Origin of the sequence: Corynebacterium efficiens YS-314 (genome assembly GCF_000011305.1) — a bacterium.
GTDB classification, from domain to species: domain Bacteria; phylum Actinomycetota; class Actinomycetes; order Mycobacteriales; family Mycobacteriaceae; genus Corynebacterium; species Corynebacterium efficiens.
In genome coordinates, this window is the sequence record NC_004369.1 from 1,674,646 (window position 1) to 1,697,915 (window position 23,270).

A 23,270-nucleotide genomic window follows, 5' to 3' on the forward strand; every position below is an offset into this window, starting at 1 on the left:
ATCACTGATACCTTTCTGACATGGGTGATCAGGCCTCGGGGTACGGTGCCCCGACTGTGCCCCGGCCGTGTCTCCGCCGCTGTGCCAGCCGTTGGGTCTACACTTTCAGACTGTAGGAATATCCGCTTCGGTTTCATGCCGTGATGCCACCTGGAGGTGCACCAAAACGCATGGTAGATACGCGTTTGCGCCATCTGGGGTCGATCGACCCCGAGGAATGGCCGGGGGTTGCGACGGTACCTGATGCGGTATTGATGAACGTCCGTGCCCGACAGGCTGAGGCGAGGTTCGCCCGGGCCTGCGAGAGCGCCGGCCTGGACCTGCTCGGGGATGAGCCGGATCTCACCATCGACCATGAGGAGTTGTTTCCGCGTCTGGCCGCCAACGGATGGCTGGGTCTGGCGGAAAGCTACATGGCAGGCGAGTGGCGCAGCGATAAACTCGCTGATGTGCTGACGGAATTGATCCGGGTGGGTTTCCGCCCGCGGGGCAGGCTCACGCCCCCGGTCGGATTGCCGGATGGTGCCCAGGACAACGGTGGTGCCCTGCCCGGGGAGCTGATCCGTCTCAGTTCCGGGGATGGGATGAGTGCCTTCGGTGGGGTCTTCGCCTCCGGGGTGCCCACCACGCTGCGCACCGCGGTGAAGAGTTTTGTCCCCGGGGCGGGCAGGAACCGCGAACCCGGATCCCATTTCGTTGATGTGACCCGCATTGCGGATCCGGTGGCGGTGGAACGGGAGGATCTGGGGGAGGCCCAGCGCCGGGCGGCGGCACGGTTGTTGGATGCCGCCCGTGTGCGGTCCGGGTCGCATGTGCTGGAGTACCCGGCCTCCGGTGGTGCGCTGTCCATACTGGCTGCCCGGAGGAACGCCACCGTGGATGTGCTCACCGCCGATGAATCGCAGGTGCCGGGCCTGTCGGAGCTGTTGATCCTGGCCGGGGCGGACAAGGATGTCCATATCCGCACCATTCCCCGGGCGATCCCGGGGCGGGAGGACTGGGGCGGATCCTATGACGCGATCGTGTCCATGGAGAAACTCGAGGTCGTCGGCACATCCGGCGCGAAGAGGTATATCAGGGCGCTGGACCGGATGCTCGCCACGGGCGGGTATGTGGCGATGCAGTCACTGGTGGCCACGGATCAGCTCGGACCCGTCGGCCGGGAGGCACTCGGGGTGTTGCGGGCCTATATCTGGCCGGCCCTGAAATTCCCGACGGTGTCAGAGATCCACCAGCTCGCCGACCGGGAGTCCTCACTGCGGGTGATCGCGGAGGTGCACTTCCCGGGGCATTATCTCAAGAGCGTGCAGTTGCAGCGGGAGATCTTCGAGGGCCAGATGAGAGAAGCGGCGGCTGACGGTTTTGATGCCGTCTTCCGCCGCATGTGGGTCTACCACTATGCCCTCATCGAGGCCCTGCTCCGGCTCGGCCACCTGGACGCCGCGCAGTTCACGCTGACCACCAGGAACCGACGCGGGCGTCGATAAGCACACAGGTCCTAGACCTGGGTGAGGTCGTTGTTCTTGTTCTCCTTCATGGTCAGCACCGCACCGAAGGTGATCAGGGTGACGATGATCAGGTAGATGCCCACCTGCGCCACACCGTATTCCGCCACCAGCCAGGTCGCGATGAACGGGGCGATCGCAGCACCCAGGATCGAGGAGACGTTGTAGGCGATACCCGAACCGGTGTAGCGGACATTGGTGGGGAACAGCTCTGGCAGGATCGCCGACATCGGGCCGAAGATCAGACCCATGATGGCCATACCCGCCATGAGGAAGATGAACACGGTCGGCTTGGTGGCGGTGGCCGGATCCAGCAGTGCGGTGAAGGTCATGCCGAAGGCGAGCAGCAGCACGGATGCCAGGATGAGGGTCTTCTTCCGGCCCCACACATCGGCCAGCCACCCGGAGATCGGGATCATGATGGCGAAGAACGGGATGGTGGCCAGCTGCAGCTGCAGGAACTCGAAATACGGGATGGACAGGCCCAGGCCCCGGGAGCGGTCACCGATGCCATAGGACAGGATCCAGGTGGTCACCAGATAGAACAGGGTGTAGGTCGAGAGCATGATGAAGGTGGCCTGCACCAGGGGGCCGAAGGAGGTGGCGAACAGTTCCTTCAGCGGCGACTTCACACGCTTGCCCTGGTTGACAGCCTGCTGGAACACTGGGGTCTCCTCCAGGGAGAAACGCACCCACAGGCCGATGATGATCATCACCGCCGAGGCCAGGAACGGGATGCGCCAACCCCAGGTCATGAACGCATCGCCGGTGTCACCGGTCTGGTGGCCGAGCGTGGCCACCAGGATGAGGAAGAAACCATTGGCCAGGAAGAAACCGAACGGTGCGCCCAGCTGGGGCCACATCGCGGCGCGGGCGCGGTGGCCGGGTTCAGCATTCTCACCGGCCAGAAGCGCGGCACCGGACCATTCACCACCCAGACCGAGGCCCTGGCAGAAACGCATGAGCGCCAGCAGCGCCGGGGCGATGATGCCGATCTGGTCATAGGTGGGCAGCATGCCGATGAGAATAGTGGCGACACCCATGGTCAGCAGGGAACCGATCAGCGTGGCCTTGCGCCCCACACGATCCCCGAAATGCCCGAAGATGATCGATCCCAGGGGACGGGCGATGAAGGCCAGACCGAAGGTGGCAAATGACGCCAACAGGTTCACCGTCGGATTGTCGTTGGCCGGGAAGAACAGCATGGGGAACACGGCGACCGCCGCGGTGGCATACGCGTAGAAGTCGTAGAACTCGATGGTGGTGCCGATGGTCGAGGCGGCGGCGACCCGACGCTTCGTCGCCTTGTCGACGACCAATGGCTGCCCGGTCGTGGTGGTGTGTCCGTTATCGGCCCCGACGGTGGTAACCGCCGACGAGTCCGTGGGTGTGGATGACATGGCTGGTCGATCCCCCTTCAGTAAATGATGAAATCCATATAAGCGGAGATAAGGATTTCACAGCTATTTCCCACTTGTCAATCCCATGATATGAAACGTTTGGGAAGTTTATCCCATTTAATGGGAAGCGTGCCGGTAAATGCAACAGCCCCGGCCTATGTATCGGCCGGGGCTGAGAAAACTCTTAACGGGGGTCCTACACCTGCTTCTCCACGGGCGGGAGAGTGGACCACGGGAAGTTGATCCACTTGTCCGTCTTACGCCAGACATAATCCGGCTTGAACACACTGTGGGGCTTCTCGTAGATCACAGCGGTGCGCACCTCCACCACATTGTCACCGAGGAACTCATGAACCAGTTCCATGGTCTTACCCGTATCCGCGACATCATCCGCCACGAGGATCCGCATACCGCTCAGATCCACCGCCTTCGGTGTCGGCGGCAGCATCAGAGGCTCCTGGAGATGCTCCCCGACATCGGTATAGAACTCCACATTCATCACAGAAACGTTCTTGATGCCCAGGGCATAACCCAGCGCACCACCGATCAGCAACCCCCCACGGGCGATGGAGAGCACGCAGTCGGGCTTATAGTCATTGATGATTTCCTGGGCCAACTCACGCATGGCTGTCCCGAACAGCTCATAGGTGAGAATCTCACGTTCCTGTGTCATGGTGCTTGAGTCTATCCACCGCAGCGGCCAACCTCAGAATCACCCTGCGGCTGCGCGCCGGGTCGGGGACGCTTATCGACGACCCCCCATGCAGCCGCCACCAGGTGCCACCGCCGTGACCTGCGGATAGAACAAAAAAGTTCAGATGCCCGAACATGTCTGTGTGTGTTGACTTCCATACCCGGGCCACTAAGATTGTCTCGTCAAGGCACCCTCCACTTACGTGGACATGGGGTGCCTTTTACTCGCCCCCACTCAAAGGAACACCATGCCCCTCGTCCACGTCATGCTGCTGTCCTGCGGTGTCGCCGCGGACGCCTTCGCCTGCTCCATCGCGCGGGGGACCGCCATCCGGGTCAACATCATCAAACGGTCCCTGATTCTGGCCGGCATCTTCGGGGTCTTCCAGGCGCTCATGCCGGTCATCGGATGGGGGATCGGGTACTTCTTCGCAGAACTGTCCTTCATCCGCGCCATCGACCACTGGGTGGCCTTCCTGCTGCTCGCCGGAGTGGGGGCCAAGATGATCTGGGACGCATTCCACCAGGACGCAGATGTCGATGTCATCGACACCGGTGCAGTCCAGCTCCGCCCAGCGCTCATACTCGGCCTGGCCACCAGCATCGACGCACTCGCGGTCGGAATGGGCATGGCCTTCGTCCACGCCCCCATCATCACGCTGGCCCTGGCGATGGGTCTGACCACCTTCGTCCTCTCCCTCGTCGGCGCCTGGATGGGCCATCACGGCGGCGGACGCTTCGGGGGATGGGCCACGGTGATCGGTGGCCTGGTCCTCATCGGGCTCGGTGGCAACATCCTGTTCGACCACATGCTCGGCTAAACTGCCAGGGACCATGAATCCGTCAGCGATAATCCAGTGGTGGGACCGCCACCAGATCCTCCTGTACCTGACGGCGATCCTCGCCGGTGCCGTAGTGGGTCTGACGAGGCCACAGGTGGCACCGGGTGCAGAGGCCTCCATCAACCCCGTGCTGATGGTGTTGCTGTACGCAACCTTCCTGGGGATCCCCCTGACACGCCTGGGGGAGGCAGCCCGGGACATCCGCTTCCTCGGAACCGTGCTCGTACTCAACTTCCTCGTGGCACCCATCGTGGTCTTTGGCCTGAGCAGAGTCATCGCCCACGATCAGGTTCTGCTCGTCGGCGTGCTGCTGGTGCTCCTCGCACCGTGTATCGACTACGTCATCGTGTTTACCGGCCTCGCCGGGGGAGACCACACCAGGCTCCTGGCAGCCACGCCACTTCTAATGCTTGCCCAGATAGTCCTCATCCCGGTGTACATGGGCCTGATGGTCGGACCAGGATTGTTCCGGGTAATCGACCTCGCGGCATTCGGGGAGGCGTTCCTGCTACTTATCGTGCTACCCCTCCTTCTGGCAGCCGCAACCCAGGCCCTCCACGCAGTGCGGATCATGGCCCTGGCAGAAGGCCTCATGGTCCCGGTGATGATGCTGACCCTCACCGTGGTCGTCACCTCGCAGGTCGACGCGGTCAGTCACCAGATGGGGCAGCTGCTGCAGGTCATCCCGCTGTACATCGCCTTCCCGCTGATCATGGTGCCGGTGGGAATGGGCGTCGCAAAGCTCGGGGGACAGCCGCCGGCTGCGGCGCGCGCCGTGGTCTTCTCGGGTGCGACACGCAACTCGCTGGTGGTTCTTCCCCTCGCACTCGCACTGCCACCCGCATTCGGACTGGCAGCGGTAGTGGTGGTGACCCAGACACTGGTGGAACTGATCTTCATGGTCATCCTGGTCCGACTCATCCCCAGGCTGATCACGCAAAAGGCGAGGTGACATCCACCGCCACCTCAGGATCCGGGAGCACCGGGGGAATCTCATCCAGGCGGAGAAACTCCCGCAGCGACTCATGCGCCACGCGGGTCCCGGTCTCCAGATCACACCTGCGACGTTCTGCGAGCACCTCAGGGTCCGTACTGTGGCGCGCCGGGTCGAGGTCAGCAGCCCAGTATTTCAGATGGGGCCAGACAATCAGGTCCTGAGGGAGCCTTGTGTTATCTGACGTTAGACGAATGGCGACATCTCGGATACCACGACCGAATTCCTCCGCGACCGGCCCACCAATCGGGTCCCCGGTGAGCCCCTTCACGGGGAAATACCCATTAGTCCACCTGGTGACGGCGAACATCGCTGCGTGATGGGCGACCAACGTTTCGAAGGCGCCGCCATCCGCCTCGTAATGCTCAGTGTAGAAAATATCCCTGATCTCTCCGGTGGCGGTGGTGTCCACATCCGGTGGAGAGGTGGGGTATTCACGCTCCAGGAGACGGTCCCGGAACCGCCCCGGATCATCATCCAGCAGAAAGGAGGCATGGGCCAGGGGAGAGCCGAGGGTGATGAAGTCGGTGACCAACCACCGCATGGTGCGTCTGCGGGACTCCACCCACAGCGCGTGCTGGGTCTGCTGCCATGCCTCGATCTCTTCCGGGGTGGGCTTGGCTGGCAGTTCGAGGACTGCCCGGGTGAATTCCCTGGCTATCGTGTCCGGGACGGTGGAGGGCACCTCAGGATGCCGCAGTTCATCCCAGGCGAGCCGGAGGATGTCGAAACCGATGACGGATCCGAGACTGTGGCCCACCACGATGACGCGGTTGTACACCCCGCTATCATGAATATGCCTCAATAGCTCCAAACCCTCATTCCTGATCGCATTCCGGGCTTCGATATTCGCCGGATCCGGGGTGAGATAACGGGCAGCATCCGCCAACTGGCCGGCGAGGAATTTCCAGGCCAACACCAGAAGAACCGTGAGAGCCAGCGCCGCGACGGTCAGAACGATGGAGGCGGCCAGCTGCCACCCGGTAATCGGATCGGGATTGCGGTAGATCAGCCACAGGCAACCCCCGATCGCGAGCGCCAGGAGTAGGAAGACAATCAACAGTGCCCTGAGAATGTTCAACGACCGCAGCAGCGCACGATCCCCCTTCTCCGGTGGTGTCCGGAATGCGTTCTTCAACGCCCAGAGGAGGGCATACCGCGCGCTGCCGGCCTGCAGGTGGTGCGCCCAGTAGAACTCGAAATAGTCGGTCTTGAACTCGGTTTCCGGATGTCGACGGGAAAACCGCCGCAGTTCGCGGTATTGCCCCCGAGTCGCTGTGGCCAACTGAAGAACCGGGCACCCGGGGGATGAGTGCCCCGGAGGAACGCTCGAATGGTGTCCAGGGGATGCTGCTCACCCATGCCGTGGATCAGCACAACCGCCTGGCGTTGCTCGGTGATGCGTTTGGTAGCCATGGTTCATGCTATCCCGGGGGAGACCGCAGGGGTGGTTGATTCGGAATGAGTAGTTGAAAATGCGGTTGATCAGGTGATTTCAGGAGGATGCGACGGCGGTTGATTCGGTTTCATCCTGCGGGATTTCGGGGAATTTTCTGGGTTTTCCGCACTACCCTTTTTAATCATGGGTTTAATAAATGACGTCAGACCTCCTTCGGGCTTTCACAGGGGTAAGAATTAAATCTCTCCAGTTTAATACCTTAAAAAGGCTTCAGATCAAGTCAGTTGTTCGACGTGTCAACTAAAACGCGACAGGATACGGAGCGCAGGGGAGAGGCATATGGACGTGCCCACCGGTCCCGCACTTCCGAGATTTCGGAGTGCGGGGCCGGTGGGCTGAGGGTGGGGAAGTAGGGTAGGGGCTGCTTCTTAGACAGGCGCCGGGGGTTGATCGGATGGTGTCTGCTTGGGCATGTCCTTCTGGCTGACTATCTCTGGGATGGGAGGAGGAATATCCTCCACCGGGATCTCCGCCACAGCAGCATCTGCCAGAGTGTCCGACGGCTTGTCTTCACCGGATGCATGGGGGCGGACCATCATCGATGCCGCAACCTGGTCGATGACATTGCCGGCGGCTATAGCGGGGACTGGCTGGATGGCTGGTGACAGAGTCTCCGGTTCAGGCAGATCCATCTCAGGCACACTAGGCGCACTTGGAACAGTGGTGTCTTTGCCTTCCGAGGGCTCCAGAGGTTTGAAATCCAGGTGCAGGAACTCCTGGAGTACAAGGTGGGCAACCCGGGTTCCGGTTCGGCGATCCATTCTCTCCCGTGCCTGGATGATGGCGGTATCGCTCTCCGGGCAATCCCAGTCAGGATCAAGGTATCGGTTCCAATAGCTCAGGTGCGCAACCCCGAGCACCTGTCTCAGGGAACCAGGTTTACAGGATTTCACCCTGACCTTCACGTCCCGGATGCCTCTGCCGAATGTCGCTGCCACATCTCCACCCACCGGATCCCCGTACCAGCGGTAGGCGGGGAAGTAGGCGTTTGACCACCGGGTGACAGCAAAGAGTGCCGCGTGATGCGGTACCAGGGCATCAGGGTTGACGGTACGGCCAGCCTTAGCATCCTTGTACTTCCCCCCATAGAAGATTCCCCGTCCCACGTCAGGGGGACAGGTGGGATATTCGCGTTCCTTGAAGCTCTTTTTCATGTCTTGCGGGCCGTCAAACATCAGCCAGTCAGCATGGGCCAGGGGAGAGCTGAGGGTGATGAAGTCGGTGACCAGCCATTTCATTCCCCGTCTGCGACATTCCTGCCACAGTTGATGCTGGGTGTCCTGCCATGTGCGCATCTGATCCGGGGTCAACTCATTGGGGAGTTTGCGGATTATGTCATCAAAGCGCAGGGCGAGTTCTGCATCCCTAGCAGGATTCTGGGATTGCAGATAGGGGTCGGGATGACGATATTCCTCCCATGCCAGACGGAGGATGTCCAGGCCCACGATGGAGCCGAGGCTGTGGCCGACCACCACGACCCGTTCGTAGTAGTCCCTCTCATGTATCTCACGGAGGAGACGGACACCCTCATCCCGGATTTCATTGCGTGCCCTGACGTGTTTGGGTTCGGGAATGAGATAGCGGGGAGGGTCGGAAAGCACTTCCCGGAGGAAGGAGGACAGCAAGGTCCCTATAAGTACCTCGACAATACAGATGCCTATAAGGATGGCCAAAGTCTTCTCGGTGCCCCAACCGAAGATTTCCCAACCCCTCACGGGTGTGAGAACGGTGACCAGCACGGTGAGGGGGAAAAGTAACACCAGCAGCTGCAATACGGCAATCCCCAGCCTGACCTGCTTGATATGTCGCCAGAACGGCTTTTTGAATGTATTTTTACGGATCCATTTCCAGGTGTATTGAGCATCCCCCGTATCGAAATAATGCGCCCAGTAGAGTTCGAAGAAATCTGTTCTCATACGGTAGGGAACATCGTCATCCTGATCTCCTGTTCTCTCGCTTGTGGTGAACCGCCGCAGCTCGTAGTTCGGTTGTCCGGAGGCGGTGGTGAGTTCGTAGGGACGACTGTAGAACTGGTCGTCCTTGTGATGGGTCCCTTTGAGAAAGCCACGGAGGGTACCCATGGGGCGTTGTTCGCCCATTCCGTGAATGATAACGATAGCTTGTCGTTTACCATGTTCGCGTGGGATAGACATAACTTATGATATCTCTCACAAAAGCATATGGGAAGAGTCGTGAATTAAATTCTGATCTGCGCATATAAAGGAATAATGAGATATAAATCAGTATTACTACCCATTTCGGCATCGTGTGGGCCCGGTTTTACACACGTGGACCCGGTGGCCGATTGATTGGCCCACAGGATAAATCGAACCCAACGAAGGGGGGCCGGAGTTTCGTCAGAAATCCCACACGGGCACACATTCGCGCGCAGCTCGCCCTGCCGCTGGAGGATCGCAGCGGCAGGGCGACAGGGTACTGAAGGATGTTTGAGCGAAAGCACAGGGCAAGAGGATTGTCGTCCGCAATCGGTGGACAGGTCGAGAGTAGATCTCAAGGAGGAAGGGCTGAAGGGGAGTCGGATCGGGCCAGCCCGAGAGCATGAGGGAAACATCAGGCGCCGGGCGGCAGTATCAGGGGAGATCCACATCCAGCTTAAATGACATAATGTACATTATCGGACAGTTGGGCATTATGGTCGAACTATCTATGCGGACACTCACTGGTAGGTTTATTCCCATGAGCTCCCTTGACGCCACCGGCGCTGACACCCTCCGCACCCTGGAGGCTCTCGCTGACCCGAAGATCCTCGCCGTCAATGAACGCCACGGCGATGATCATGCGGTCAACCTGACAAAGCTCCGTGCCGTGGCCAAAGACCTGAAGAAGAATCAGGAACTCGCCCTCAGGCTCTGGGACTCCGGCGACACTGCCGGACGCCTGGTGTCCCTGTTGATCTGCCGGCCGAAGGAATTCTCCACGGATCAGCTCGATTCGATGATCCGTGAGGCACGCACGCCCAAGGTCACCGACTGGTTGATCAACTACGTGGTCAAAAAGCATCCCGACTGGGATGAGCTACGTCGGCACTGGCTGGCAGATCCAGACGATGCGGTCCGTGCCGCCGGCTGGTCCCTGAACACCTTCGCCATCACAGCCGCGCCCTCCCAGATTGATCCGGATTCCCTCCTGAAAAGTATCGAATCTGACATGGCTGATGCGTCACCACGCCTTCAGTGGAACATGAATGAGACCCTGGCCAATATCGGCATCGAGCATCCGGATCTCAGGCAACGTGCGATCGACATTGGCGAACGTCTCGGGGTGCTCCGGGATTACCCGACGCCACCCAACTGCACTTCTCCATTTGCGCCGATCTGGATTGAGGAGATCGTCCGCCGCCGAGAGGCGAAGTAGACCACTTCCCGATCACATTCTCATAGGCCACTAATTTCGTCACTATGACGTAAATCAATCGGATCCCCCGGAACTGCCCGTTGCGTCACCTTTTCGTCATCACCGTCATTCAGGCCTGGCGCACACCGCCTCACTTTCCCCGCAGAGCTTCCAGGCACCCTTTGCCCTCGTCCCTTCCCTCCCGGACAAAATTATGAGCCTTCCCCACGTTCACTGGGTCCGACCTGGAGCCTCCACGGAATGTGGCAATTCGAAGGGTACTCCCCTGCCGCTCGATCAATGCGCTGAAACGCACCCACCCTCTCCTGCCCCAGCCGGCCCCTCACCAAAGGGAAAGCTGCCCTGACCTTAGTTCATCTCGGATATTTTTGTTGCTCCACCCCCGTTGCGCCCGCTGGAGGTCTGACGTCAGATTTTAACCATTGATTTATACATTTCACGCCAAGGCCCTCCGACAATGAGGGCTTGAAATTCGCACCGCCAAACCACAGTGCAGAATTTCGTCGGAACGCTTCTGCTCCGATGCTCTGCAGCTCCTGCATTGCACGGCGACTTCTCCCAACACCCCTGCCCCCAGGGGAGCAACCGCGCTGCTCCGTCCCCCAGCTCCGGGACCATTAGGACTCATTCCCCGTCCCCACCTGCCGCTTTCAACCCTGACCCCTTTCCTATCCAGGCTTCTTACAACCCGCGCTACCCCCGCGCGCCGACTGGAGGTCTGACGTCATTTATCACCCCTGTAAACCCCGGCGATAAAACCCAACCCCCACATCAGGACAGAGAAAACCGCCCCCTCGGTCCTCGGTGTCACCCCGGTCGGTGACGAGGATCAGGGGGCGGTGAAGGCGTCGAAAAGCCTGCCAGCTCTAGGTGTCGGCGCGCGGGCTCTCGCGGTGGCGGTAGGCGGTGCGCAGCTGCCAGGCGGTCAGTGCGGTGAGCAGAAGGGCGATGATGCTAAAGATATAGGCCGATTCCCACGTCATAAAGAGGGTGAAACCGAGCAGCACAATGAGACGGAACCACAGTGCGGGAATCATGCGGGCTGCGAGCATATTACTTCTCCAGGGCGAGGCGGACGTTGATCTCGCCCAACTCGGCGATCTTGGCGGCGACGAACTCCGGGGTTTCCACACCGTAGTCGAGGCGGTTGATCTCGATGTCGGAGGCGATGATGACCTGGTCACCGTCGCGCAGGACGTCGAAGGTGGGGGCCACCTCATTGGTCTGACCATGCACGGTGAGCTCCCCGGGGACCACGACCTGGCCGACGGTGCCGTCATCCGGGATCGAGGACAGGTCGACGGATTCGGTGACCTCGAAGGTGGCCGTGGGGAACTCATCGGTGTTGAAGAGCTTCATCCGGACGTTGATATCGCGCTTTTCCTGATCGGTGCTGATGTTGGTCATGTCCACCGTGACCAGACCGGAGACCAGGGAGTTGTTGGCGATCTCGATCTCGCCGGTGACACCCGAGGTGGAACCGGAGGTCGTCTTCTCCTCACCGGGCAGGATCTCATCGAAGGTGAAACCCGCGGAGGTGGTATTGGGGATGGAACCCGGAACCACGCTCCAGCTGCCGTTCATGTCCGTGGTGGCGGGCTGTGCCCCCTCCGGGTGGATGCCGTCGGTCTTGAGGCCGGGTCCCATGATGAGGGTGTAGATCGGCGGGATCACGGCGACCAGGGCCAGACCGACGATGAGAATGACGGCGACGACGATGATCGGGGTGCGGAAACGCGGTGAGGCGATGCCGGTGGCGGCGCCTGTTGTCCGTGAGCCCGGTCCCTGGGAATTCGGGGTGCCAGCGGAAGGGGTGACATCGTCGTGGGGACGATCTGCGGATGTGTTGCTCATGACCTCAACTTCTCAATTCTTCGAGCCAGTTCCACCAATTCGGTGCACAGCGCGGTGACTTCCCGGGCGTTCTCTCCCTCGTCCACCGCGGTGGCGATATCCTCGGCTGCGCACCTGAGCTCAAAGAGGGAATCCCGGAGCTCGTCTGCCCGTTCCGGCGTCATGATGACGGCGTTCACGGGGATGGTGGTACCTGAGACACTGTTGCGCTGCTCGTAGGCACGCTGCCGGCATGCCTGCTTGCAGTATTTCCTCGGCCGTCCACGACCTGAGGGGGCAATGTCCTTTCCGCACCAGGAACACGTGGGAACCTGTTGGGTTGGGAGTTTGTTCTGCACGGATAACACATTAGTCGATCAGGCACCATAGAACGATTCGCGAGTTCACCACCCCATTTATAGGTCTTACCTAACCACTCTCCGAACGGGTGTGCGGACTTGATCCGCCCACCTGTCGAACCCTGCCGAACCCCCCGCCGAGTGAAAGAGGTAGAATACCAGGGAACAAATAGCGCGGTTGATTCGTTATACCTTGTGACTGTAATCAGTGACAGGTGTTGCTGATATCCGCTTTACCGAGGGCAAAGGACTGATACCTAGATGGCAGATCGCGTTCTTCGTGGCAGCCGCATGGGCGCCGTGAGTTATGAAACCGACAGGGATCACGACCTGGCACCACGCCAGCTTGTGAAATACCGGACCGATGATGGAGAAATCTACGAGGTCCCCTTCGCTGATGATGCGGAAATCCCCGAGGAGTGGATGTGCAAGAACGGTAAGCTCGGCACCCTCGTCGAGGGTGAGGGAGTGGAGTCCAAGCCGGTCAAGCCCCCACGTACCCACTGGGACATGCTTCTTGAGCGTCGTTCCATCGAGGAGCTCGATGTTCTCCTCGAGGAGCGGATCGAGGCGCTGCGTAAGCGTCGTCGTAACGCAGCCAAGCTGCTCAAGGCCCAGCAGGAGGCCGAGGAGGCGGAGAAGGCAGCCGAGTAGCGCCTCCCCCACCTTAAAGAAGGCGGTGCCCCCAACCATCAAACTGGTTGGGGGCACCGCCTTTGGTGCTCGACTGGTGCTTGTCGACGAAAAGACCCGCTAGAACCAGTCGTTGCGCTTGCGCCAGTGCTTGTACTCGTAAGCGACCAGGCCGGCGATCTCCTTGGACAGCTCCTTCGCCTGAGTGGCGCGGTGCTTCAGGCCCCAGCGGGTGACCTCCAGGAGGGAATCCTTGACGAAGCTGCCATCCAGCTTGGATTCACCGATCTCGCGTTCGGTGAAGGTGATGGGCACCTCGCGGACATCGAAGCCCATCTCCACAGCACGGTAGGCGATCTCCACCTGGAAGATGTACCCGGCCTTGGAGAGTTCATCCATGGGCAGGGCCTCCAGGACCTCACGGCGGAACACCCGGTAGCCGGCGGTCATGTCGGACAGCCCGGTGCCCAGTGCCAGGGAGATGTAGATGTTGCCGCCCTTGGACAGCACCCAGCGGTCCTTCGGCCAGTTGACCACCTTGCCGCCGGGGATGTAGCGGGAACCGATGACCAGGTCCGCGCCGTTGTCGATCTCGGCGAGCAGGAGATGGAGCTGCTCGGGTGCGTGGGAGCCGTCGGCATCCATCTCGCAGAGGTTGCTGTAGTCGCGGTCCAGACCCCAGCGGAAACCGGCGAGATAGGCGGCGAAGAGTCCATCCTTCTCGGTGCGGTGGAGCACGTGGATGTGGTCGTCGGCGGCGGCCAGCTCATCGGCACGGTCACCGGTGCCGTCGGGGCTATTGTCATCCACGATGAGCACGTCCACCTCCGGGGTGGCGGTGCGCACCCGGTCAACGATCAGGGGGAGGTTCTCCAGCTCGTTGTAGGTGGGGATGATGACCAAGGTGGTAGCGGTAGCCCCTGGTGCCTCTTTGCTCATCGGGGTGGGCCTCCTTGTCCGCATGACACGGACCTAGTTGTGAAGATGGATGGGGTCATTTGCGACGTGTGGTCGCGCGGGCCGATGCAGCACGCTGTTTACCCGCACCGGAGGAGTTCCCCCCTCGGGATGACGGGGCTGTCTTCTTCGCCGGTTGTTTCCGCGAAGCCACCTTCTTGGATGGCTCCGACGTACCAACCCGGTTCCGGGAATGTGCGTTGAACCACAGGGCGGCGATGCCGGCCAATGTTCCCATGATAACCAACACCAATTCAACATAGAAACCCACACGGGCTGCAAGTGTGACGGTCTGCTTCAGTGGGATGTCCGCGGTGAGGGTGGCGGCCTCGAAAATCCGGGTGCTCTGCTCCACGGTCCCATCGGGCAGAACGATGGCGGAGACACCCGAGGTGGCGGCCACCACCACGGCACGGTCGAATTCAATGGCCCGCATGCGGCTCATGGCCAGCTGCTGGTAGGTCATGTCGGTGAAACCGAAGGTGGCGTTGTTGGTCGGCGTGGAGAGGAACTCCGCCCCGTTGGCGATCGCGTCCCTGCCCGCCTGGTCGAAGATCACCTCATAACAGGTCTGGATGCCCACCACCACGGCACGACCCAGGCTGGCGGCGTTCATGCTCACCGTGCCGGCGCCGTCGCCCGGTTTGAAATCGCCCGCGGCATCCACCCACGGGGAGAACAGTCGAAAGAACTCCCGGAAGGGCATGTACTCGCCGAAGGGTTGGAGGTATTTCTTGTGGTGGTACTCCCCCGCCCCGGTCTCGGGGTCGAAGACCACCATGGTGTTGCGGGCACCGACCTCATCACGGGTGATGGTGCCGACCAGGATCGGGGCCTGCGCGGCATCCACCGCCGAGTTGATGAGGGCGGCGGCCTCCGGGTCGGTGAACGGGTTGACATCGGAGGAATTCTCCGGCCAGATCACCAGATCCACCTGCTCGTCGATGTTTCGGGTTTCCCGCACGTGGTTGGCCAGCACGGCACGGCGCTGGGCGTTGAAGTCAAGGCCCATGCGTGGAACATTGCCCTGAACGGCGGCCACCGACACCGCTTCCGAGCTGGTGCCGTCCCGGTCGATGTAGAGGGAGGTGGTCAGGCCCATCAGCAGGACCAGGGCGGCCACCCCGAGTCCCATGAGGCGCTCACGGTTGATCAGTACCACCGCGAGCCCCACCGCCACGAACACGGTGGCCGCGGTGACCAGGGCGGGCCCACCGAGGGAGACCAGGTTGGCCAGGGGGCCGTTGATCTGTCCCCAGGCCAGGCGCACCCAGGCGAACCCGCCGAAGGGCCAGCTACTGCGCAGGTACTCCACCGCCACGTAGAACAGGGGGAACAGGAATGCGCCCCACCTGCGCCACCTGGCCAGTGCCACGCCTCCGGCACCGAGGGCGATGGAGTACAGCGCCAGTGTCACCGCCAGGGCGATATAGGGCAGATTGCCCACGAACTCCCCGATCCACGGCAACAGCAGCAGATACTGGATCAACCCGTGGATGAAGCCGTAGAGCATGCCCTGGGCGATGGTCGGTCCGGCCGCCACCCGATCACCACGACCACCACGGCCCCCACTACTCCAGGGCGCCAGGGAGATATACAGCAGGGCGGTGCCGACGATACCGGCGAGGAACCACCCGACGGGTTCATGGGAGGCATAGACGAGAAGGCCACCGAGAGCGGCGATGGTCCCGCGGATGAGAACGGTCACTTATCCCGGTCCTCGCCATCAGAGAGGCCGGAGGGGTCGTCATCGGTTTTCCCGTCACGCGGGGTACCGAAGTCCTCGGGGCGCAGATCTGAAGTCCACTCCTGGATCTCCTCCTCATCGAGGATGATGGGGCGGGCGGTCTGCTCGGGGGTGGCGCTGGCTGCTCCGAAACCACCGTAGGAGGTCTGGGGGCGGAAACCGTTGGCGGCCTGGAAACCACGGACGCCGAGGTCCTCGATCGCGGTGCGCAGCCGCCTGGCCAGCGTGCGCCGGATGAGCGCGCGGGTGGGTGGGAACATCAGGAGCAGTCCCAGCACGGAGGTGACGAATCCCGGCATGACCACCAGGATGGCACCGGCGGCGGTGAGACCGAAGTTGCCGGCGATGGCCCCGGGGTTACCCTGCCCGGATTTCTGGGCGATGGCGGCGGCACGGCTGATGCGTTGCATCTCCACGGCGGCGAGGATGAGGCCACCGAAGAAGGCGAGGAACAACAGGCCGATGGCCCAGCCGATCCCCAGCCACATGACCACCGCCATGAAGGCGAGGATTTCAATGACAAAGTACGGTATTGCTATTGCTGCAGGCACACCCCAACCCTACCTGCACAGGCCGACGCGACCTACCGCGGAGCTCATGCCCCGTGGAGCCGGTCGAGGAGCCATCCGGAGTGGTCGGTGAGGTGCCGGAAGTAGGGACCGAAGTGGTTGAGGCCGGTGCGGCCGGGCACACGGGGCAGACCGGACTCATGCCAGGTGACATCGGCACCGCGTGCCACCCACCGGTCGCGGACGTCGCGGACCTGATGGACGGGGATGACATCGTCGTGGGTGGAGCCCCACAGCAGGACGGGGATGCCCGGGGTGATGCGTCCGAGTTGCTGGCGTTCGAATTCCCTGAGGACACCGGGGAGGTCGTCGAGGATGTCACCGAGGGATTGTCCCGTGGTGGTCCAGGAGGTCGTGTTCTCATACGCGCTGGTGATGACGGTGCCGCCGGCGCAGGTGGCGATGTTGCGGAGTATCTCCGTGAGGCCGTGCGAGGTGAGGACGGGGAGGATCTCGTCGTGAAGCTCAGGCCGGGTGGCGGCGAGCCCGGCGACGGCGTAGGCGATGACCCCGGTGAGCATGCCGCCGTCGACGGCGCGCAGGACACCCGGCAGGTCGGAGGGTGGGGCCCCGACCACGGCGGCGATGGGGTTGATGTCCGGGGTGGTGCGACTGAGTTGGGCGGCCCAGCCCACCGCGCCTCCACCCTGGGAGAAACCCCAGAGGCCGAGGGGTTGGTCGGGTGTGATGCCGAGGTGGCGGGCGGCGCGGATGGCGTCGACAAGCGCCCCTGCTGCGGTGATGGAGTCGCAGTAGTACTGGATGCCGGCAACCGGGTCGCGTGGATAGTCGATGAAGATGACATCGACGCCCTGGGCGAGGAACCAGGTGAGCACGGGCAGTTCGTAGGCGGCGATCGCGTCGACGGGGCGGTCGGGGAAGACGCTCAGGCCGATGGCGCAGGTGTGGGAGGGGTCGCAGTGCGCGGCCACACCCTGGGTGGAGGGGGCGAAGGCGACGACGGGCCGTGGGGTGTCACGCAGATGGGGTGTTTTGGAGAGGCACACTCCCCCGGTGGCGGTGATCGCCCTGCCGGTGGGGTCCTCGGTGATGTATTCGAAGCGGTAGGAGCTGGCGGGGTTGAGTTCGCCGCGGGTACCCAGAACGCGAAGGGGTGCGACGTTGACCAGCGTGCCGGGTTCCATGCCGGGTGCGCTGGTGGCGGTACCGAAGTCCGGGACGGCCGTGGGGTCGGGGATGATCTGCGACCCGGCGCGATCGGGGCGGCGTTGGCGTCCGGTGAGCAGGCGGGTGAGGGAGCGTGCGCTTTCGTCGATCAGGGGCAGCAGGACGCGGCGGGTGGCGGCGTGGTTGCCGGCACGGATGACCCGTGTGGCGGTGAGGTCCTTGTATGCTGCCGGTGCTGCCATGGGGCCCACACTATTGTTTTCCCGGTTGTGGTGCACAGGCGGTTATCATGTTGCGCATGCATTCCCATGATGAGTTCTCCTCCTTTGTCCAGACCGTTGATGGCCTGACCGCTCGTATCCGGGTGCCCGGTGGGCGGGTGCGTGCCGAGCAGTGGGAGGGGTTGGCTGATGTGAGTGAGCGGTTCGGGGATGGGCAGTTGCATCTGACCTCGCGGGGTAACCTGCAGATCCGTGGGGTGCGGGATGAGGAGGCGGTCGCATCAACGCTTGCCGGGCTGGGCCTGGGGGTGGCGCCGTCGATCATGTGTGCTCCCCTGTCTCCCTCTCTGATGGCGCTTGTCGACGCCCTCGTCCCCCACCTTCCCGTCAGCGGCCCGGTGGTGGGGATTGATGCCGGTGACGGTGCGATCCTGGCCAAGGGCCCGGATGTGGGTCTGGTGGCCCAGGGTGATGGTGGGCGGTTCCATCTGGTGGTCGGTGGGGATCCCACCGGTGTGGTTGTCTCTGCGGATTCCGTGGTGGAGGTGGTGACTGCCGCTGTTGCGGGTCAGGAGGTGGCGGATCTGAGTGTGGACAGGTCTGAGATGGTGCTTCCGACGGTGGATGGTCGGCAGGCCCCGATCGGGTGGATGCAGGACGGTGAGGTGGTGACACTCGGGGCCGGTCTGTGGGAGGGGCGGATGGAGGCGCAGCTGGCGCGGTTCCTCGCCGCGATTGAGACTGATATCCGCATCACCCCGTGGCGGTCCGTGGTGATCCATGGGCTCTCGGATGCGGTGGCGGATCAGGTGGTGAAGGTCCTGGCCCCCATGGGGTTGATCTTCGATGCCAACTCCCCCTGGTTGGCCGACTAGGACTATCCGGCTGGGACTATTTCGACACAGGGCCGGCGGATACCGGGGTGTGTGTCGAAAAAATCGAGGTATCCGCGCGGGATAGTGTGAATTTTTCGACACATCTTCCCCATCGGAGGGCAGGTGTGTCGGTTTAGACGCCGGTGGGCACCAGGGGTTTGGTGGCGCGCCACTGGGTGATGGCCTCGGTGTCGGTGTCGTCGATGGAGATCCCCACCCGGCGCAGGGTGCCACCGTAGCGCTGCTGGTAGGTGCTCAACTCTGCGGCCTCCTCCTCGGTGGGGGCGTTGATCACCATGTGTCCCCCGGGGCGCAGCATGGACCAGGCGGTGATGACCACCAGCTCATCACCCAGTCCGCCGCCGACATAGATGGCATCCGGTGCCACGGCGTTCGGGCCACTGGCGTACCGGGCGTCCTTGAGTGCCCTGGGGGCTGCCCCCATGACCTCGAGCCAGGGCACACCCAGGCGGGTGGCGTTGCGTTTGATGCGCGCGGAGCTGTCCGGGTCGGGGCAGAAACAGATGGCGTGGGCGCGGGTGCGGGTGAATCCGCCGCTGGCCAGGCCGACGGCGCGCAGCCATTCGATGGCCACGGAACCCGTGCCGCCGCTGATATCCCACAGCAGCTGACCCGGAACCGGGCGCAGGGCGGAGACCGTCAGTGCCCTGATATCGGCATCGAGCAGCTGTCCCTCGTGTTCATAGGACTCCTCCCCCAGGCCCGGGAGCAGGGAACGGCGGTGTGTCTGTCCCCCGAGGGGTGGAGATACCGCGATCACATTGAGGGTGGAGACCGGCCGTGGGGGTTGCGCGGCGGTGCCGGCGGTGATCTCCTCATCCGGGCTGCCGAGGTCGCTGAGCACGGTGAGGTCATGGTGGTCATACCCCATCTCGCACAGCAGCCCGGCGATGTCGGTGGCGCTGAACTCATCGCGGCCCATGACCAGGAATTTCCCCCCGGAGTCAATGAGCGGGATGAGGGTTTCCAGGGACCGGTTGGTCAGGGAGGCAACCGGGGTGCGTTCCAGGGGCCAGCCCAGGCGGGCACACGCCAGGGAGACCGACGATGGTGCCGGGATGACGGTGATGCGGTCGGGTCCCAGTACCTCGGTGAGGGTGGAGCCGATGCCGTGGAACATGGGGTCACCGGCGGATAGGACCACCACATGCAGACCGGCGAGGCTCTTGAACAATCCCTCCAACGCAGGAATGCGTGGTTCCGGCCAGGGGCGGCGCTCCCCCCGGACGGTGTCGGGAAGGTGGTTGAGCTGGCGCCAGGAACCGATGACCACATCGGCGCGCAGCAGGGCGGTCTGTGCCTTGTGCCCCAGTTCGTCGAAGCCATCCTCACCGATACCGACCACGGTGATGGACTCCCGGGGGCCCCGCGGGCTGGTGCTGGTGGCCACGTCCGTCTGGGGATCACCATCGACCACGGCGAACCGGTGGGGTGTCACGGATTCCTTCCGTGCCGCTGCGCCGGAGGTGTGGACGGTGATCGGTTCGCTCATGACATCTGATTCTAGCGAGAGCTGGTTACTGCTGGTGCCGGTGGGGTTAGCGTGGCATCCGGCGCCAGAGGGGGCGTGGCACCGTGCGCATGATCCAGGCCAGCAGTCGCAGACGACCCGGGATCCACAGTGTGGCACTACCCCGGCCGGTAGTGATCCGGTCCACCACCGCATCGGCGACATCCCCCGGGTACACCGACATCGGTGCCGGTGACATGCCGGTGGTCATGGAACCGATGACAAAACCTGGCCGGGCGGTGATCAAGGACACCGCTGAACCGTGCAGTGCATCGCTGAGCCCCTGACAGAAGGCATCCAGGCCGGCCTTCGTGGAGCCGTAGACATAGTTGGCCCGCCTCGCACGCCACCCGGCGATGGAGGAGAACGCCACGATCGTCGACCTGAGATCCTGGGTGCGGAGCTCGTCGGCAAGCACCGTCAACATGGACACCTGCGCGGTGTAGTCGAGGGTGGCGATCTCCACGGCGTGGGCCTCATCGGTTTCCGCCCGGGCCTGATCACCCAGGATCCCGAAAGCCACCACCGCGCATGTGATCGGGCCGGCCAGGTCGCATGCCTGACGCACCACCGCGCGGTGGGAGCCCAGATCGGTGGCCTCGAACTGCACCGGGTGCACAGCGGCAGCGCCCAGTGTCTCAAGCTCCGCGGTGAGCTCCCCCAGTGCCTCGACCCGGCGCGCCGCCAGCACCACCTGCTCACCGGGGGCCAGGCGGCGGGCGATCTCCCCGCCGATGTCACTGGTGCCCCCGAGGATGAGGATGCTCACTGCAGGTCCTTCGGCTGGTTGTTGAGGGTCTCACAGCCATCGTCGGTGATGACCACAATGTCCTCGATGCGTGCGCCGTGCACACCCTCGATGTAGATGCCCGGTTCGATGGAAAAGGCCATGCCGGGTTCCAGGATGAGGTCATTGCCGGCCATGATGAAGGGTTCCTCGTGGGTGGACAGGCCGATGCCGTGGCCGGTGCGGTGGATGAAGTGCTCCCCGTAGCCGACGGCCTCAATCGCCATGCGGGCGGCCTGGTCGACCGAGGCTGCGGTCACGCCGGGGCGTGCCTGGGCGACGGCGGCGAGTTGTGCGGCGTGGAGGGCGTCGTAAAGCTTCGTGAACTCGGGGTCACGCTGGGCGTCCGGCCCGCCGACCACGTAGGTGCGGGTGCAGTCGGAGTGGTAGCCGACGCCGAAGGTGCCGCCGATATCGACGACCACGACGTCGCCGGTGGCCAGCACGCGGTCGGAGAAGCTGTGGTGGGGGTTCGCGCCGTTGGGCCCGGAGCCGACGATGATGAAATCCACGGCGGTGTGTTCGGCGAGGATGAGTTCCTCCAGGTCGGTGGCCACGTCGCGTTCGGTGCGCCCGTCGACAAGCAGGGACGGCACCTTCGCGTGCACCCGGTCGATGGCGGCACCGGCGTCACGCAGCTGGGTGATCTCGGCGTCATCCTTGGACACGAACAGTTCCTTGAGCACCTGCACGGCCAGTTCATAGCGGATCCCCACCGGCAGCAGCTCCTGGAACGGCAGGAGGTGATCGGCGGTGATCGAGGAACCGATCCCCACCCCCATCATCTCCATGCCGAGCGGATCCAGGGCGTCCACGGCGAGCTGATGGGCATTCTCCCCGTCCACCCAACCGCGGACCGTGATGTCGAGGTCCGGGATGGCGGACAGGGCGAGATCGCCGCGGTCCACGGCGGGCAGGATGATGGTCGGGGTTCCCAGCACCGGGATCACCAGTGCGGTGAGGCGCTCATGGGTGGTAAGCCACGAACCGGTCAGATATGCCAGTTCGGCGCCGGTGCCGATGATCAGGCCGTTGAGACCTGCGCTGGCGGCACCGGCCTGCGCGCGTTCGAGGCGTTCGGCGTAGACCTCGGTGGGGAAGATATTGCTGGAGGGATCACTCATGGCATCCAAGCCTAGTAGCCTGGGCAGGTGTGCGATCCAACCACACTGTCCGCCTGAGTGCGCCGGGACGTTATGCGTCCGGGTTTCTGGTCTCGAAAGCGCTTGTCGACGCCTCCCTCTCCGCCCACCTCGACCCCGGCGCGCGCGACTTGCCGTCCCACGTCTCCGACCGTGCGGAGTTCGTGCTCACCGCGGCGCATTTCCTGCGGGGGTCAGGTGGTTCTTCCCCGATCCGGGTGCGTGGGGTGCGCCTGTCCGGCACGGCGCGGGAGCATGTGTCCATTTTCGGCACCGACATCGGTGTGGCGCGTCTGGCTGCTCCGGCGCCAACCCGTCAACTGCCGATGCTCTCACCCACACCGATCGGATTCGGTCAGCGCACGGTGACCTACGGTTTCGGTGGGCGTTCGACGGCGTTGGTACCGAAGGAGCTCCCCGGCAGGGTGCTGGCGAGGGTTCCCTTCGCGCTCTCCCGCAACCCGTTCACCCGGGTGCGTCATGGCGTGATGGTGTTCAACCATCCTGAGCCTGCGATCCGTGGTGATTCCGGCGGGCCCGTTCTCTCAGATGGCCTGGTCTACGGGCTGCAGTCAATGATCACCGATCCCCTGGGCTTCAATACCCGGGTGGCCACCGTGGCGGCCCTGGCTCCCCATCTTCCCGCCATCCGGCGTGCCATGGAGCAGCTCGGGGATACCAAGCAGGAATGAGGAGGCAGCAATGACCACCCACGATAAAGACAGACAACCCATCCCCGAGCCTGACCGGGCCCGGGAGGCCGAACGTCGGCGACGAATGGCCAAACTGCGTCAGGACAGTGCCAGGCGGACCCTGGAGGTCATCGAACAGAAATTCCCCGACCTGAAGACCGGTAACTAGATATCGCCACTTTTTCGACAGGCGACGATCATCAGGATCATCTCATCCAACCTATAAAATGCCCTGGCTAGGTGGCCCCCGTGTCGATATTCATAACGACCGAGGCGGGTCGAGAAAATCACCAACAAGCATGAAGGGAGAACACCATGAACCCCGAAAAATACACCTATCAAATCTCATGGTCAGAGGACGACGGCGAATACATCGCCACCGTGCTTGAGTTTCCCTCCCTATCCTGGCTGGACCCCGACCGTGCACAGGCAGAACAGGGACTGCTGAACCTGGTGGCCGAGGCTCTGGAGGACATGACTGAGTCCGGAGAGAGGATACCCACCCCCAGAAAGTGTCTTTAAACCCCT

23 protein-coding genes are annotated in these 23,270 nt (G+C 62.9%); 9 read left to right on the plus strand and 14 right to left on the minus strand.

Translation table 11 applies throughout. The annotated features are described in order from the left end of the window. Window positions 1-170: 170 nt before the first annotated feature. Window positions 171-1,487 carry a class I SAM-dependent methyltransferase gene (locus CE_RS07950; RefSeq protein WP_006767594.1) on the plus strand — a complete coding sequence of 439 codons (1,317 nt, stop codon included), beginning with the start codon at window positions 171-173 and terminating at the stop codon, window positions 1,485-1,487. 11 nt (window positions 1,488-1,498) lie between these two features. Here CE_RS07950 and CE_RS07955 read toward each other — a convergent pair whose 3' ends face one another. Beyond that, a complete protein-coding gene (locus tag CE_RS07955) occupies window positions 1,499-2,905 on the minus strand; it encodes an MFS transporter (RefSeq protein ID WP_006767595.1) in 1,407 nt (468 codons plus the stop codon). A 196-nt stretch (window positions 2,906-3,101) separates the two neighbouring features. Beyond that, window positions 3,102-3,578 carry a phosphoribosyltransferase gene (locus CE_RS07960; protein WP_006767596.1) on the minus strand — a complete coding sequence of 159 codons (477 nt, stop codon included), beginning with the start codon at window positions 3,576-3,578 and terminating at the stop codon, window positions 3,102-3,104. Between the two features lie 268 nt (window positions 3,579-3,846). On the opposite strand from CE_RS07960, the gene CE_RS07965 reads away from it, so the two are divergent. Together CE_RS07965 and CE_RS07970 are read left to right on the plus strand one after the other, a co-directional pair. Continuing rightward, window positions 3,847-4,419, plus strand: coding sequence for a manganese efflux pump MntP (locus CE_RS07965; protein WP_035108800.1), 573 nt, complete (start codon window positions 3,847-3,849; stop codon window positions 4,417-4,419). Between the two features lie 13 nt (window positions 4,420-4,432). Continuing rightward, window positions 4,433-5,392, plus strand: a complete 960-nt coding sequence (locus CE_RS07970; RefSeq protein WP_006767598.1) for an arsenic resistance protein — start codon at window positions 4,433-4,435, stop codon at window positions 5,390-5,392. Here the strand turns inward: CE_RS07970 and CE_RS07975 are convergent. Next, window positions 5,373-6,719, minus strand: coding sequence for a hypothetical protein (locus CE_RS07975; RefSeq protein WP_006767599.1), 1,347 nt, complete (start codon window positions 6,717-6,719; stop codon window positions 5,373-5,375). The two genes, CE_RS07970 and CE_RS07975, sit on opposite strands and share 20 nt — an antisense overlap. 542 nt (window positions 6,720-7,261) lie before the next feature. Beyond that, complete coding sequence (locus tag CE_RS07980) at window positions 7,262-8,992, minus strand: hypothetical protein (protein WP_006767601.1); 1,731 nt, start codon at window positions 8,990-8,992, stop codon at window positions 7,262-7,264. 598 nt (window positions 8,993-9,590) lie between these two features. Between CE_RS07980 and CE_RS07985 the strand changes: the two genes are divergently transcribed. Beyond that, a complete protein-coding gene (locus CE_RS07985) occupies window positions 9,591-10,268 on the plus strand; it encodes a DNA alkylation repair protein (protein ID WP_035108801.1) in 678 nt (225 codons plus the stop codon). Window positions 10,269-11,134: 866 nt separating this feature from the next. Here CE_RS07985 and CE_RS07990 read toward each other — a convergent pair. From CE_RS07990 to CE_RS14925, 3 genes are read right to left on the minus strand one after another with little or no spacing between them, the layout of a single operon-like run. Next, a complete protein-coding gene (locus CE_RS07990; protein WP_006767603.1) occupies window positions 11,135-11,320 on the minus strand; it encodes a hypothetical protein in 186 nt (61 codons plus the stop codon). Between the two features lies 1 nt (window position 11,321). Then, window positions 11,322-12,122 (minus strand): YceI family protein, encoded by an 801-nt coding sequence (locus CE_RS07995; RefSeq protein ID WP_006767604.1) that lies wholly within the window; start codon window positions 12,120-12,122, stop codon window positions 11,322-11,324. Further along, window positions 12,119-12,469, minus strand: coding sequence for a hypothetical protein (locus tag CE_RS14925; protein ID WP_011075532.1), 351 nt, complete (start codon window positions 12,467-12,469; stop codon window positions 12,119-12,121). The genes CE_RS07995 and CE_RS14925 overlap by 4 nt, the downstream gene beginning before the upstream one ends. Window positions 12,470-12,721: 252 nt before the next feature. Between CE_RS14925 and CE_RS08005 the strand changes: the two genes are divergently transcribed. Next, complete coding sequence (locus CE_RS08005; protein ID WP_035108805.1) at window positions 12,722-13,114, plus strand: RNA polymerase-binding protein RbpA; 393 nt, start codon at window positions 12,722-12,724, stop codon at window positions 13,112-13,114. A 99-nt stretch (window positions 13,115-13,213) separates the two neighbouring features. On the opposite strand, the gene CE_RS08010 is transcribed toward CE_RS08005, so the two are convergent. The 4 genes from CE_RS08010 to CE_RS08025 are packed head-to-tail and all read right to left on the minus strand — an operon-like array spanning window position 13,214 to window position 17,736. Further along, a complete protein-coding gene (locus tag CE_RS08010) occupies window positions 13,214-14,032 on the minus strand; it encodes a polyprenol monophosphomannose synthase (protein ID WP_006767607.1) in 819 nt (272 codons plus the stop codon). A 55-nt stretch (window positions 14,033-14,087) separates the two neighbouring features. Further along, window positions 14,088-15,758, minus strand: coding sequence for an apolipoprotein N-acyltransferase (gene lnt / locus CE_RS08015; RefSeq protein WP_006767608.1), 1,671 nt, complete (start codon window positions 15,756-15,758; stop codon window positions 14,088-14,090). Next, complete coding sequence (locus CE_RS08020; RefSeq protein WP_006767609.1) at window positions 15,755-16,348, minus strand: FxsA family protein; 594 nt, start codon at window positions 16,346-16,348, stop codon at window positions 15,755-15,757. Before CE_RS08020 ends, lnt begins: the two co-directional genes overlap by 4 nt. A 44-nt stretch (window positions 16,349-16,392) precedes the next feature. Next, window positions 16,393-17,736 carry a lipase family protein gene (locus tag CE_RS08025; protein ID WP_006767610.1) on the minus strand — a complete coding sequence of 448 codons (1,344 nt, stop codon included), beginning with the start codon at window positions 17,734-17,736 and terminating at the stop codon, window positions 16,393-16,395. A gap of 56 nt (window positions 17,737-17,792) precedes the next feature. Here CE_RS08025 and CE_RS08030 point away from each other — a divergent pair, with 56 nt between their 5' ends. Beyond that, on the plus strand, window positions 17,793-18,590 hold the full coding sequence (locus CE_RS08030; protein WP_231295004.1) for a hypothetical protein: 798 nt from the start codon (window positions 17,793-17,795) through the stop codon (window positions 18,588-18,590). Window positions 18,591-18,723: 133 nt separating this feature from the next. On the opposite strand, the gene cbiE is transcribed toward CE_RS08030, so the two are convergent. From cbiE to CE_RS08045, 3 genes are read right to left on the minus strand one after another with little or no spacing between them, the layout of a single operon-like run. Next, window positions 18,724-20,103, minus strand: a complete 1,380-nt coding sequence (gene cbiE / locus CE_RS08035) for a precorrin-6y C5,15-methyltransferase (decarboxylating) subunit CbiE (protein ID WP_006767612.1) — start codon at window positions 20,101-20,103, stop codon at window positions 18,724-18,726. 46 nt (window positions 20,104-20,149) lie between these two features. After that, window positions 20,150-20,890 carry an SDR family oxidoreductase gene (locus CE_RS08040; protein ID WP_006767613.1) on the minus strand — a complete coding sequence of 247 codons (741 nt, stop codon included), beginning with the start codon at window positions 20,888-20,890 and terminating at the stop codon, window positions 20,150-20,152. Further along, window positions 20,887-22,032 carry a M24 family metallopeptidase gene (locus CE_RS08045; protein ID WP_006767614.1) on the minus strand — a complete coding sequence of 382 codons (1,146 nt, stop codon included), beginning with the start codon at window positions 22,030-22,032 and terminating at the stop codon, window positions 20,887-20,889. The genes CE_RS08040 and CE_RS08045 overlap by 4 nt, the downstream gene beginning before the upstream one ends. A 29-nt stretch (window positions 22,033-22,061) precedes the next feature. Between CE_RS08045 and CE_RS08050 the strand changes: the two genes are divergently transcribed. From CE_RS08050 to CE_RS08055, 3 genes are all read left to right on the plus strand, one after another. Next, window positions 22,062-22,742 (plus strand): trypsin-like peptidase domain-containing protein, encoded by a 681-nt coding sequence (locus CE_RS08050; RefSeq protein ID WP_006767615.1) that lies wholly within the window; start codon window positions 22,062-22,064, stop codon window positions 22,740-22,742. Window positions 22,743-22,752: 10 nt separating this feature from the next. Continuing rightward, the gene (locus CE_RS15465) at window positions 22,753-22,911 is read left to right on the plus strand and encodes a hypothetical protein (RefSeq protein ID WP_006767616.1); all 159 of its coding nucleotides are present in this window, start codon (window positions 22,753-22,755) and stop codon (window positions 22,909-22,911) included. 146 nt (window positions 22,912-23,057) lie between these two features. Next, complete coding sequence (locus tag CE_RS08055) at window positions 23,058-23,264, plus strand: hypothetical protein (protein ID WP_006767617.1); 207 nt, start codon at window positions 23,058-23,060, stop codon at window positions 23,262-23,264. Window positions 23,265-23,270 lie beyond the last annotated feature (6 nt).